General features: G+C 69.6%; 14 protein-coding genes and 1 tRNA gene. 10 read left to right on the top strand and 5 right to left on the bottom strand.

What is annotated here, in order from left to right:
* Positions 1–165 precede the first annotated feature (165 nt).
* Positions 166–369 (top strand): hypothetical protein, encoded by a 204-nt coding sequence (locus ACSW7Y_RS12775; RefSeq protein ID WP_438126651.1) that lies wholly within the window; start codon positions 166–168, stop codon positions 367–369.
* Between the two features lie 65 nt (positions 370–434).
* Positions 435–761 carry a hypothetical protein gene (locus ACSW7Y_RS12770; RefSeq protein WP_438126650.1) on the top strand — a complete coding sequence of 109 codons (327 nt, stop codon included), beginning with the start codon at positions 435–437 and terminating at the stop codon, positions 759–761.
* A gap of 380 nt (positions 762–1,141) precedes the next feature.
* Here the strand turns inward: ACSW7Y_RS12770 and ACSW7Y_RS12765 are convergent, their stop codons facing one another.
* Positions 1,142–1,279 carry a hypothetical protein gene (locus ACSW7Y_RS12765; protein WP_438126649.1) on the bottom strand — a complete coding sequence of 46 codons (138 nt, stop codon included), beginning with the start codon at positions 1,277–1,279 and terminating at the stop codon, positions 1,142–1,144.
* 816 nt (positions 1,280–2,095) lie between these two features.
* Positions 2,096–2,185, bottom strand: a tRNA-Ser gene (locus ACSW7Y_RS12760).
* 143 nt (positions 2,186–2,328) lie between these two features.
* Between ACSW7Y_RS12760 and ACSW7Y_RS12755 the strand changes: the two genes are divergently transcribed.
* Together ACSW7Y_RS12755 and radA are read left to right on the top strand one after the other, a co-directional pair.
* Entirely contained in the window at positions 2,329–3,294 is a 966-nt protein-coding gene (locus ACSW7Y_RS12755) for an SGNH/GDSL hydrolase family protein (protein ID WP_438126648.1), read from the top strand.
* A 10-nt stretch (positions 3,295–3,304) separates the two neighbouring features.
* On the top strand, positions 3,305–4,666 hold the full coding sequence (gene radA / locus ACSW7Y_RS12750) for a DNA repair protein RadA (RefSeq protein ID WP_438126647.1): 1,362 nt from the start codon (positions 3,305–3,307) through the stop codon (positions 4,664–4,666).
* Between the two features lie 160 nt (positions 4,667–4,826).
* Here radA and ACSW7Y_RS12745 read toward each other — a convergent pair whose 3' ends face one another.
* Complete coding sequence (locus ACSW7Y_RS12745; RefSeq protein ID WP_058724124.1) at positions 4,827–5,210, bottom strand: SseB family protein; 384 nt, start codon at positions 5,208–5,210, stop codon at positions 4,827–4,829.
* Positions 5,211–5,487: 277 nt separating this feature from the next.
* Here ACSW7Y_RS12745 and cspE point away from each other — a divergent pair, with 277 nt between their 5' ends.
* Positions 5,488–5,694: a transcription antiterminator/RNA stability regulator CspE gene (cspE, locus tag ACSW7Y_RS12740; protein WP_022904520.1), complete on the top strand. Its 207-nt coding sequence runs from the start codon at positions 5,488–5,490 to the stop codon at positions 5,692–5,694.
* A 242-nt stretch (positions 5,695–5,936) separates the two neighbouring features.
* On the opposite strand, the gene ACSW7Y_RS12735 is transcribed toward cspE, so the two are convergent.
* A complete protein-coding gene (locus tag ACSW7Y_RS12735; RefSeq protein ID WP_438126646.1) occupies positions 5,937–6,623 on the bottom strand; it encodes a hypothetical protein in 687 nt (228 codons plus the stop codon).
* A gap of 51 nt (positions 6,624–6,674) precedes the next feature.
* Entirely contained in the window at positions 6,675–7,217 is a 543-nt protein-coding gene (locus tag ACSW7Y_RS12730; protein ID WP_438126645.1) for an amino-acid N-acetyltransferase, read from the bottom strand.
* 166 nt (positions 7,218–7,383) lie between these two features.
* On the opposite strand from ACSW7Y_RS12730, the gene ACSW7Y_RS12725 reads away from it, so the two are divergent.
* From ACSW7Y_RS12725 to ACSW7Y_RS12705, 5 genes are all read left to right on the top strand, one after another.
* Positions 7,384–7,836 carry an SRPBCC family protein gene (locus tag ACSW7Y_RS12725; RefSeq protein WP_438126644.1) on the top strand — a complete coding sequence of 151 codons (453 nt, stop codon included), beginning with the start codon at positions 7,384–7,386 and terminating at the stop codon, positions 7,834–7,836.
* A 181-nt stretch (positions 7,837–8,017) separates the two neighbouring features.
* A complete protein-coding gene (locus ACSW7Y_RS12720) occupies positions 8,018–8,491 on the top strand; it encodes a hypothetical protein (RefSeq protein ID WP_438126643.1) in 474 nt (157 codons plus the stop codon).
* Complete coding sequence (locus ACSW7Y_RS12715) at positions 8,488–8,946, top strand: hypothetical protein (RefSeq protein ID WP_438126642.1); 459 nt, start codon at positions 8,488–8,490, stop codon at positions 8,944–8,946. Before ACSW7Y_RS12720 ends, ACSW7Y_RS12715 begins: the two co-directional genes overlap by 4 nt.
* Entirely contained in the window at positions 8,943–9,884 is a 942-nt protein-coding gene (locus ACSW7Y_RS12710; RefSeq protein ID WP_438126641.1) for a hypothetical protein, read from the top strand. The genes ACSW7Y_RS12715 and ACSW7Y_RS12710 overlap by 4 nt, the downstream gene beginning before the upstream one ends.
* Complete coding sequence (locus tag ACSW7Y_RS12705) at positions 9,881–10,924, top strand: alpha/beta fold hydrolase (protein ID WP_438126640.1); 1,044 nt, start codon at positions 9,881–9,883, stop codon at positions 10,922–10,924. The genes ACSW7Y_RS12710 and ACSW7Y_RS12705 overlap by 4 nt, the downstream gene beginning before the upstream one ends.
* Positions 10,925–11,153 lie beyond the last annotated feature (229 nt).

Genomic DNA, 11,153 nt, shown 5'->3' with positions numbered 1-11,153 from the left:
CCGCCCGAGGCCCTGTCTCAATAGCTCCCAGAACCGCGCCTCTCGAGCACGGTGTTCCAGCCTCGATCCCATCTGCAGCACTCCGATTCACGGTGGTGTTGCAACGACCGGCTGAAACCAAGGATCGGCTAACGGACTCGAGAACGCTTCGCTATCGTTCGAGCAGTGACAGCCCCCAACGGCGATGATCGGCCAGCCCGAGCACGTTTCAACGAGCTCGCGGGCGGCCTGTTGGTAGTGATCGGTGTCGTCCTGCTTGTCGGCAAGTGGAACGTCGTGGCCGGCGTCATCTTCATCTTCTTGGGCGCTGTGATGCTCCTGGCAGGTTGGCTCTTCTCCTGGTCGCGCAGGGACAGTTCGAGCCGGTAGCTCAACGAACCCGTCGGGTCGACGATCCATTGACGAGACAGGTCCTCCTGCGCGATGTTCGTGGGATGCGTGAATGGAACGGTATTCATATCTCGGTGACCGATCTACGGCTCGTGTTCGATCGTGTCCTTGCGCACGTCGAACATGTGAACGGGGAGTCGTTCGTGCTGCGTGCGGACTACTTCTACTCGTTGCCCGCCCCGGACCTGTACGACGTGTCGAGCGATCCGCCCGAACCGACGATCGGGCAGTTGACCGAGTCTTGGGGCAACCTGACCTCCGCGAAGGACGCCGATCAGACGTTGAACTGGGAACTCGTATGGCTAGGCGACGTCCTACGGGCCATCGGGCACCTCCTGCCCGATCGCGAGCAGCGTTCGACAGACCGGTAGCCGATCGCCCAGCGGTCACTGAGACTGCTGACCCTGCGGGTTCCACCCCGGACCCATTTGGGTCACCGCGCCGAGGAACTCGGCGGGTGCGTCATCGTCCACGAAGTCAATCGCGACATGAGGATGCACGGGGATGCTTCCGAAGGCGCCTGAGTCTGTTTTGAACCACACGATGGGCACCGGGAGCAGGCCTGCGCGCACCGCTTCGATTGCGGCAGCCGCGAGGTCGGGCCACGCTGCTTCTTGGCTGGGCGAGACACCGAGGGAAGCCGCTCCTTCGATCCGTAAGACTCGCACCGTTCGATATTCCTCTGACCTGCACGCTCGTTTCCAGGACTACGTACCCGTCTCGATGGACGATCGGTAACCGGGCCTTCGCGCTAGCGCTTGCGGCGGGCGATCACCACAACCCCGATGATGACGATCGCCGCGACAGCCGCAACGACCAACCAGATCGGCGCTGAAGCGCCGTCCTGAGAGTTGGCGCCGCCTGTGGCCAGGGAAGCGAAGGTGTTCATGGCGCGAGCCTACCGATCGGAGACGCAGCCGGAGCCTGTGCCCGTTAGCCGGTCGGCGATCGGCCAGCCGGCGTAGGTCAACCATCTCGTGAGCCGCCGCGTCGCAGATATCCCGTCCGATTTGATTCTCACTTGGCTGCGCCATACGGACGCTCTGCCACTGGCGAGATCGCCTACAGGCCGACCGTGGATGCCGATCGGCACTGGTCCGAGCAGTCGCTCGAGGGCCAGCCTCACCAGACGCCGAGCACCCGCCAAGATGCTCAGCCCCATGTCACTTCAAGGGGCACGATTCACGCCGGTGATAGTGCCCCTTATCCGAAACTTCCGGAGCGCCACCTCGGGTGCTCGAAGTCCGCGAAATCCCTCCAGCACGATAGGTCCGGCCGGTAAACTGGACTCGGTCGAAACGGAGCCCCATGCGCCACGTCATCCCCCTGCAGGCCGTCACCGGGTCCGAAGACGCGAAGCAGCGCGGAACCCAGCCTGCACGCACCCCCGTCGAGATCCAGCGCTGACGCCGCGCTTGGCGCGGCCGGCCACCAGGTCACCAACGAGGAGACCCGCGAGCTCGGCCGCCAGATCGCCGCCGGTACCGTTACCGGTGACGAAGCAGCGGCGCGCATCATCGAGAAGCTGCACGCAACCCACCATTGAGCTTGAACGGCCCACGCCAGTAGTGGGCGCGGCCCGAAGTGGGGTTGCTCACACCTGCTGCGAGAAGGTCCGTTACCGCATGGTTACCGGAGGAGATGACGGGGCGAAGCGGAAGAGCCCCAGATTCCCGTTCTGACGGGAATCTGGGGCTCTTCGCGTTGGCGGTACCGGTGGGATTTGAACCCACGGTGGAGTTGCCCCCACACATGTTTTCGAGACATGATCCTTCGGCCGCTCGGACACGGTACCGGGAAAGAGTTTACACGATCCGGGAGGCCCGTCGAACCACCCGGGGTCGGCCTGCCCTCCACAGGTGGCTGATCGGGTGCGCTCGTCCACCGTTCAGCCCACGCACCGAGAAGGGTCGAGCGGGCCCGCGTACCGTCCACCGCATGAAGTCGCGTACCGTCATCGCCCTGCTCTCGTCGATCCTCGGCGGACTGACCGTCGTCGGCGCCGGGTTGTTCGGCGCGCGGGCAGGTATCCGGGGGCAGCGGGCGGCGTCGCAGCGCGTGGTCGACATGCTGCCGGTGAACGCGCAGTGGTGGCGGGAGCATCTGCAACACGAGGGCCAACTGACCTACCTGGCGATCGGCGACTCCGCCGCGCAGGGGGTCGGCGCGACCGTCCCGAACCGCGGGTACGTCGGCCTGCTCGCGCGGCGGATCCGCCACCGCTCGAGGATGACCGTACGCGTGGTGAACCTCAGCGTCTCCGGCGCGACGACGTGGGGCGCGAAGCAGGAGCAGCTGCCGAAGCTCCGCGGGTACACGCCCGACATCTGCACCGTGTCGATCGGCGCGAACGACATCGCCGACTTCGACCCGGACAAGTTCGAGCGGAATATCCGGACGATCTACGGCGCGGTGCCGTCGCACGCGATCGTGGCCGAGCTGCCGTGCATGTTCGTACCGGACCGGGAGCGCAAGGTCGCGGTCGCGAACGAGATCGTCCACCGCGTCGCCGGGGAGTTCGGGCTCACGGTGGCACCACTGCACGTGATCACGAAGCGGGTCGGGCTGCGTCGGACGTTCTTCAACAGCTACGGCGATCTCTTCCACCCGAACGACCGCGGGTACGAGATCTGGGCGAGCGCGTTCGAGCCGGCGGTCGACGCCCGGGTCGACACCGTGGCGGCGATCCGGCAGTACCTCTCCGCGCGCGAAGCCGAGGAGCTCGGCACCGGCGCGGGTGCGGTCGCCGCGGCCCGCGCGGAGCAGGACACCGACGACGCCGGTGCGCTCGACCACGCCGACCGCCCGGGTCGGGTCGACCGGCTGCGGCGTCGGATGACCGGTTCGGTCCCGCTGCCCGAGCCCGCCGAGCGTCGCGCGGGTGATGTCGGCGGCTCCGCCTAGCCTGACCGTCATGGCACGCCCGCAGTCCCTCTACCGTTGCACCGAGTGCGGCTGGACCAGCATCAAGTGGGTTGGCCGCTGCGGTGAGTGCCAGTCGTGGGGAACGGTCGAGGACACCTCAGCCGCGTCGGCGAGCACCCGTGGCACCACTGCGGTCGCCGTGGCCGGTGCACGGGTCGCCCGCCCCATCACCGAGGCCCGCGGCACGGCGGTGCAGCGCTGGCAGACCGGCATCGGCGAGTTCGACCGGGTCCTCGGCGGGGGCGTCGTGCCCGGGGCCGCGGTCCTGTTGTCCGGCGAGCCAGGCGTCGGCAAGTCGACCCTGCTGCTCGAGGTCGCGTCACGAGCAGCGGCGACGGGCAAGCGCGTCCTGTACGTCAGTGCTGAGGAGTCGGTCGACCAGGTCCGGCTCCGGGCCGAGCGGACCGGAGCGATGCACGACGACCTCTACCTCGCGAGCGAGGTCGACCTCGGCGTCATCCTCGGCCAGATCGACCAGGTGCAGCCCGACCTCCTCATCGCCGACTCCGTTCAGACCATCTCGTCGGGCACGATCGACGGCATCGCAGGCGGGACGTCACAGGTGCGCGAGGTCGCGTCGACGCTGATCCGGGTCGCCAAGGAACGGGCGCTCCCGGTGCTCATCGTCGGCCACGTCACGAAGGACGGCACGATTGCCGGCCCCCGACTGCTGGAGCACCTGGTCGACGTCGTCTGCCACTTCGAGGGTGATCGCCAGACCGCGCTCCGGTTCGTCCGTGCGCTCAAGAACCGGTTCGGCCCGACCGACGAGGTCGGTTGCTTCGACATGGGCGGCGACGGCATCCACGAGGTGCCCGACCCGAGCGGGCTCTTCATGTCCCGCAACGGTGCCCCCGTCTCCGGCACGTGCGTGACCGTCGCCCTCGAGGGCCGTCGCGCACTGCCGGTAGAGGTCCAGGCGCTCGTCGTCCCGAGCTCCGCACCGCAACCGCGCCGGGTGGTGAACGGGGTGGACGCCTCACGGGTGGCCATGCTGCTCGCGGTGCTCGAGCGTCGTGCGGGACTCAAGCTCTCCGATGCCGACGTCTACGTGTCGACGGTCGGCGGCATGAAGCTGACCGAACCGGGTGCCGACCTCGCGATCGCACTGGCCCTCGCGAGCGCGGCGCGCGACCGCCCCTACCCGCACACCCTGGCCGCGATCGGTGAGATCAGCCTCGCTGGAGAGATCCGCCCGGCCACGGGGGCGAAGCAGCGGGCGAACGAAGCCACGCGGCTCGGCTTCACCACCGTGCTCGGCTCGGGCGCCGAGCACCTGCGCGAAGCGCTGCGGGTGGCCTTCTCGATGACCAAGTCGGCACGCGAGCGCGAACTCGACCGAGCGTTCTGACCGGGGCCGCGCGACCGGGCAGGCGACCGCCCCGGAGACTCGACCGTGCGCCCGAGCAGGCGACCGCCCGGAGACGTGACCGTGCGCCCGGGCAGGCGACCGCCCCGGAGCCGGGACCACGGCGTCCGAGGCGAGCCGCGCCTCCAGGCAGGGTGATCCGCTACGCGCGCAGCGCGGCCAGCAGGTCCTCCGGGGTCGACTGCATCGTGTTCGGGCCGGCGATGTCGAAGAACACACCCTCGAGCGAGTCGAGATGCTCGGCGAGGAACGCCTCGAGCCGTGGCCCGTCGTAGACCATGACCTGCCGGATCTTCTCGTTCGGCACCATCGCCGTGTAGGCGTCAGCGGATGAGAAGAGCAGCAGGATGCGCTTGTCCGATCCCTCGCGTCCGAAGACCCGCACCTGCATGTCCTTCTTGCCGGTCACGAGCCGCGGCACGATCACGATGTCGTTCCGGAGCGCGAACGCCACCGCGGCGACGTCCTGCTTCGCGAGGGCTTCCTCGAGCTGTTCGCTCCGGAAGCGCTGTTCCTTGTCTGCCATCGCCCCTAGTCCACCAGATTCATGGGTCGGATTGCGACCTCGGCTCTTCCGTTGTGGCGAGAGCACTGTAAGTTGGTACCAACCGCTCCGGCGGGAGTCCATCGTTCTTCCGGTGCTCAGCGCACCTCGAGCGCCATCGGTCACTGACCTTCCCAGGTCGCCTGGCCCCGAACCCGTTCCGCCGGCCCATGCCCGCGGGGCGCATCGATCCGACGACGACCGTCGGCGGATCAGCGGCAGATATTGTCGCCCCGCAAGAAAGTAAGGAAACGCCATCATGGCAACTGGGACCGTCAAGTGGTTCAACAACGAAAAGGGCTTCGGCTTCATCGCGCCGGACGACGGCAGCGCTGACGTCTTCGCCCACTTCTCCGCGATCGCTGGCAACGGCTACAAGTCGCTCGAGGAGAACCAGAAGGTGGAGTTCGAGATCACCGAGGGCCGCAAGGGCCCGCAGGCCGAGAACATCTCGGTCATCGGCTGATCACCGAAACACCCTGAACGGGCTCGTCGTCTCCGGACGGCGGGCCCGTTCTGCTTCCCCGCGACTCGTGATCCCGGTGCGGTGTCGGGCGCTCGGGCGCTCGGGCGCTCGGGCGCTCGGTGCGAGGTTGCCGACACGGTGCGGTGATGTCCTCCTCGCACCACGTGGACGACCTCGCACGATGCGGCCCCCGCCAAGCCCCGCCAGGCCAAGCCCCGCCGAGCCCCGCCAGGCCCCAACGGCTACTGCAGGATGAACTGCACCGACTTCGCGGACTCGATGTTCCCGACGGCGACGGACAGGTGGTAGCTCGCTCCCCCGCCGGTGACCGACGGCCGCGAGGCATCGCACGTCGACGAGGACGACCGGGTGCGGTCCCATGCGATCGACGGCGTGGTGAGCTTCTGCCCCGCCTTGATCGTGACGTCCTGGTTCGTGCCGTTCGTCTGGCAGTCCTTCGAGGACCAGTACTGCTCCTCGCCGGAGCTGATGGTGAGCACCTGCTGCGACGACCCGAGGTCCATGTGGCACGAGTTCGAGCCGGTGTTCGTGATCGACATCGCGATCTCCGGGTCTTCCGTGGGACCGTACGCGGTCTTGTCGACCACGGGCGTCAGCTCGATCTGGTCCTTCGAGCACGTGGCACCGTCGGCAGCGGCGGACGCTGACGGTGACCGCGACGGGCGCGGAGACGAAGCTGACGACCCGGACGAAGCAGATGCGGCAGACGACGAAGACGGCGACGACCCGGCGGCGGGCGCACCGGAGGACGCCGACGGCGCGGCAGCGGGCGTGGCCCCGTTCCCGCGCCCGACGACGATGAGCACGACGACGATCACGACGACGAGGACCGCTCCGAGCGCGATGGCTCGGCGGCGCCAGTACACGCTGGGGCGCTCGGGTCCGACGGGGTGACGGAACGACGACATGCGCACAGGGTAGGGCGGGACCCGCTACACCCCGGGTTGCCGCGCGACGCGTCAGAGGATCTTCAGCATGCGGGTGTTGCCGAGCGTGTTCGGCTTCACCCGGGCGAGGTCGAGGAACTCGGCGACCCCCTCGTCCGACGACCGCACGAGCTCGGCGTAGACGTCCGGCGACACCACGCTCTCGCCGATCTCGAGGTAGCCGTGCTTGGCGAAGAAGTCGACCTCGAAGGTCAGGCAGAAGATGCGGGCGACGCCGAGTTCGCGAGCGTCGTGCTCCAGGGCTTCGAGCATGCGGTGTCCGACGCGCTTGTGGATCCAGTCGGCGTCGAGGGCGAGGGTGCGCACCTCGGCGATGTCGTCCCAGAACACGGCGAGCGCGCCACAGCCGATCGGGACACCGTCCGGCCCCTCGGCGATGCGGAACTGCTGGATGGAGCCGTACAGCGCGACGTTCTCCTTGCCGAGCAGGATGCGGCGGTCGACGTACGGCGAGATGAGGCGCTGGATGTGCGGGACGTCGGAGGCGACGGCCGGTCGGACGAGGATCCCGTGCTCGTCGCGTTCGTGGAAGGCGTGCCGGCCGTGTTCGCTCATCCGCCACACGATAGCGCGGGCGGCCGAGCACGGACGCCGGAGCGCGGCCACCCGTACGCGATCCGGGGGACGCAACCCCGGACGGACGCTCAGACCGCCCGGCCTACCGTCGCACGGGCAATCGAGAACGAGTACCACTCGAGCCCGAACACGACGAAGGAGCACCATGCCCCAGATCATCGAGACCGTCGACGTGGACGTCCCCGTCCGCCAGGCCTACGACCAGTGGACCCGCTTCGAGGAGTTCCCGGAGTTCCTCGACGAGGTCAAGAAGATCGTCCAGGTCGACGACACCACCACCGACTGGACCGTGGAGGTCGCCGGCCAGGAGCGCGACTTCCGCGCCGTCATCACCGAGCAGCACCCGGACGAGCGCGTCGCCTGGACCGTCAAGGACGGCGACACCGACCACGCCGGCGCGGTGACGTTCCACAAGCTCTCCGACACGACGACCCGCGTGACGGCGCAGATCGACTGGCAGCCCTCCGGCCTCCTCGAGAAGCTCGGTTCGGCGGTCGGTGTCGGCGGTCCCGCCGTGAAGAAGGACCTGCAGAACTTCAAGGAGCGCGTCGAGTCGGCTCCGACCGAGCCCGGCTGGCGCGGCGACGTCCCGGCCTGAGCCGGAACAACGGGTCGCAACGCGACCATGATCCGGACGGGAGGCACGGTGCCAGCTGGCACCGTGCCTCCCGTCCGTCGTGCGGTCACCTCGGCATCCCCCCACGAAATGCCGACCTGACAGGACCGGCCGGACGTGCCAGGGTAGAACGAGCGGTCGATCCCTTGGACACCGTTTTACCATGTCTGAGACAAGCGCGGGAGGGGAAGCCGTGATCGAGTACACGGACGACGACGCACACCGACGCGAGTTGTCGCGGAAACTGCAGCTCCTGATGGACGTCGTCGAGGCGAACTCGGGGCAGCGACCGTCGTACAAGGAGATCGCCGCGGAGATCGAGGCCCACGGCGCGTCGATGAGCCGTCCGCGCTGGGGGTACATGCTCGGTGGCAACGGCCCGGCCGTGCGGGATCGACAGCTGCTCGAGGCCCTCGCGCAGTTCTTCGGCGTCCCGGCGGCGTACCTGACCGACGCCGCGGGCAGCACCGACGTCCCCGCACGGGTGCAGGCGCAGCTCGAACTCGTCCTGGAGCTCCGGAAGCGCGAGGTCCTCGCGTTCGCGACCCGGCGGCTCGGGGAGTTCGCCTCGGCCGACGAGATCCGCGAGTTCACGGAGCACCTGCGGGCGCTCGACGGTCCGGGGAGCACGTCGTGAGCACGGTCCGCGAGCGCGCTGCAGCCCTCCGGCGGCAGGCGGACGCACGTCGTCAGGTGCAGCGCCTCGGCCTCCCCCGTCGCCTGACCCTGCCGGAACTCGTCTCACGAGCGGAGGCGACGCTGGGCAAGCCGATCGAGGTGCGCACGACGGACCTCCCCGGTGACCTGTCGGCGCGGCTGATCCAGCGCCGGGATGTCGCGCTCCTCGAGACGCGGTCGGGGTTGTCCGAGCGGTCGCGCACGGCGTCGGTGCTCCACGAGCTCGCCCACGTGTTCCTCGCCGACCACGGTTGCGACCACGAGGCGTACACGGGGCTGCTCACGGGACGGACCGCGTTCACCCGGTCGCTCGACACCCCGCACGAGCAGGCCGTCGAACTCGTGGCGGACGAGCTCGCGCGGCACATCGGCCTGCTCGACCCCGACCGACCGGCACCCGGGATCTTCCGGTGACGCTGCACGTCTGGGGCTCGCTGCCGGTGTGGGGCATCCTCGTGGTGCTCCTCGTCCGACTCTGGCTCGTCCGGACGCAGTCGGCGAGCGTGACGTGGTTGACGGTGTGCTGCGCGTTCGTCGCCGTGGGTCTCTCGATCAACCAGCCCGACGTGCTCGGGGTGCTCGCGCGGGCCACGGGCGTGCCGAACATCGCCGACGTGATCGGACGCTGCCTGATGGTCTGCGGGATGTTCGCCCTCGCACAGTCCGTCGAGGCCGCCGCCCGCACCGCGCGGCTGCTGCGTCCGGGCCGGATCGTCGCGTGCGTCGCGGTGCTCGTCACCCTCGTCGTGCTGTTCTCGCTGATCGACGCGCCCCGCCCGACGGCGCAGTTCATGGTCGTGTACGGCGACCAGCTCCCGACCGCGCTCTACTCGGCGGTGGAGATGTCGTTCATCGCGATCGTGATCGCGCGGTCGGCCGCGGCCGTGCTCGCTGCCTTCCGCCGCGGCGAGCAGATGGGCCGGATGTACCGGCTGTTCGTCGTCGGTGCGGCCGCGATGGTGCTCCTCGCGGCGATCGCCGTCGCGATGGACGCCGCACACGTGCTCGGCGCCGACGCGGTCGTCGGCACACTCTCGATCGCCTACGCACCGGTGTTCCTGACCTCGATGGTGCTGTTGGCCCTCGGCGCCGCTGGCGGGGTGCTGCCCGACGCCGTGCGCGAGTTCCGTGAGTGGCGCGCTGCACGCCGCCGGTTCCGCACGCTCGAACCTGAGCTGCACCGCCTCGAATCGGCGTCCGGCAACCGGGGCCTGTACTTCACCATCGTGTGGTCGCGCCGAGAGTGGCGCAGCCGCCTGCACCGCCTGGCGGTCGAGATCGAGGACCGCGCCCGCGAGGCCGGACTCTCCACGCCCGCCACCACCGAACCCGACCCGTCAGGAGCGAGATGACCGCAGCGACACGCACCACCGCCATCGGGACGGCGATCGGCGCCGCGGGGACGTTCGGTCTCGGCGCCGTCGTGGCCCGCCGGCTGCTCTTCCCCACGCCGTACACCGCGACCGCGACGGTCCGGTCCTCGGCGGCGGCATCCGCCGGGTCGGAGAGCGAGGTCACGTTCACGGCGACCCGCGACACCCGGCTCCCCGGCACCTACCGGCTCACCCGGGGCAGCACGTCCGTCCGGGTCGGCCAGGTCCTCGGCGGGAGCGACGCCGACGACGACACCGTCCGCCGACAGCTCCTCGACGGCCCCGCACCTGTCGCCGGCGACTGGACGTGGGACGCCCTCATGCACGACGTCGTCGCCGAGGTCCTCCCCGGCCCGGCCGCCGGACCCGACGCACCCGTCGGCACGACGCACGTCGTCCACGTCCACGGACAGTCGCTCGGCCCACGCCAGGTCCTCCGCGGCGTGCCGGTCTGGGCCGGCCTCGACGCGTCCTCGGAGATCGTCGACACGACCGACCTGCCGCTCCGCTCCCTCGATCCCGGCGCGGCCGACCGTATCGTCGACCGGGTCCGCTCCGCCCGAGAGCGCGGTGCCGAGCGCGTCGTCCTGCAGGGGTGGTCCGCCGGAGCGCTCGCGTGCTCGATCGCCGCATCCCGCACGCCCGTCGACGGCCTCGTCGGGATCGCTCCGCTGCTCGACGTCCGGTCCGCCCTGCGCGGCGCCGTGAGCGCGTTCCGCCTCCCACGCTTCGTCGGGAACGTCGCCGCGCGCATCGCGACGACGCCGGTGCTCTCCCGGCTCGCGGGCGCGGCCGAGCCGGTCCGGACAGCGACCTGGCAGGACTCGGGCGCACCGACGCTCCTGCTCCGCTCCACCGCGGACCCGTTCGTGGCCGCGACCGACGTCTCGGCTGCGGCCCAGCTGGGTGCGACGGTCGTCAGCTTCGCCACCGCGCCGCACACGCTCGAGTGGAACGAGGACCCCGAGCGCTTCGACGACGCCGTCCGGACGTTCGCGGCGACTCTGCGCGACGCCTGACCACCCCTGGACAGAGCAACGACCCCGGTCCGTGAGGACCGGGGTCGTCGGCGACTCGACACGTTGGGGGGAACAGTCGAGCCGCTCACATCCGAGGAGCTGGGGGGAACGCCTCGGGTGTGGAACCACCGTACCGCGACACGGCAGCGGATGTGGTGCACCATCCGCCCAACGTGACGGGATACGGACTGGTCCGGACCCACGACGGACTGGAGGCCCGGTGCCAGCT

The organism is Curtobacterium flaccumfaciens, from assembly GCF_051548005.1.
In the GTDB taxonomy this organism is placed as follows: domain Bacteria; phylum Actinomycetota; class Actinomycetes; order Actinomycetales; family Microbacteriaceae; genus Curtobacterium.
The sequence above is the reverse complement of the archived record's forward strand: the minus strand, read 5'-3'. Positions and strand labels throughout refer to the sequence as shown.

Excerpts from the sequence above, each read along its gene's own strand:
- ACSW7Y_RS12755 (WP_438126648.1), top strand. The coding sequence starts at position 2,329 with ATGAAGTCGCGTACCGTCATCGCCCTGCTCTCGTCGATCCTCGGCGGA.
- ACSW7Y_RS12720 (WP_438126643.1), top strand. The coding sequence starts at position 8,018 with ATGTCTGAGACAAGCGCGGGAGGGGAAGCCGTGATCGAGTACACGGAC.
- cspE (WP_022904520.1), top strand. The coding sequence starts at position 5,488 with ATGGCAACTGGGACCGTCAAGTGGTTCAACAACGAAAAGGGCTTCGGC.
- radA (WP_438126647.1), top strand. The coding sequence starts at position 3,305 with ATGGCACGCCCGCAGTCCCTCTACCGTTGCACCGAGTGCGGCTGGACC.
- ACSW7Y_RS12745 (WP_058724124.1), bottom strand. The coding sequence starts at position 5,210 with ATGGCAGACAAGGAACAGCGCTTCCGGAGCGAACAGCTCGAGGAAGCC.
- ACSW7Y_RS12735 (WP_438126646.1), bottom strand. The coding sequence starts at position 6,623 with ATGTCGTCGTTCCGTCACCCCGTCGGACCCGAGCGCCCCAGCGTGTAC.
- ACSW7Y_RS12770 (WP_438126650.1), top strand. The coding sequence starts at position 435 with ATGCGTGAATGGAACGGTATTCATATCTCGGTGACCGATCTACGGCTC.
- ACSW7Y_RS12705 (WP_438126640.1), top strand. The coding sequence starts at position 9,881 with ATGACCGCAGCGACACGCACCACCGCCATCGGGACGGCGATCGGCGCC.
- ACSW7Y_RS12765 (WP_438126649.1), bottom strand. The coding sequence starts at position 1,279 with ATGAACACCTTCGCTTCCCTGGCCACAGGCGGCGCCAACTCTCAGGAC.
- ACSW7Y_RS12725 (WP_438126644.1), top strand. The coding sequence starts at position 7,384 with ATGCCCCAGATCATCGAGACCGTCGACGTGGACGTCCCCGTCCGCCAG.
- ACSW7Y_RS12730 (WP_438126645.1), bottom strand. The coding sequence starts at position 7,217 with ATGAGCGAACACGGCCGGCACGCCTTCCACGAACGCGACGAGCACGGG.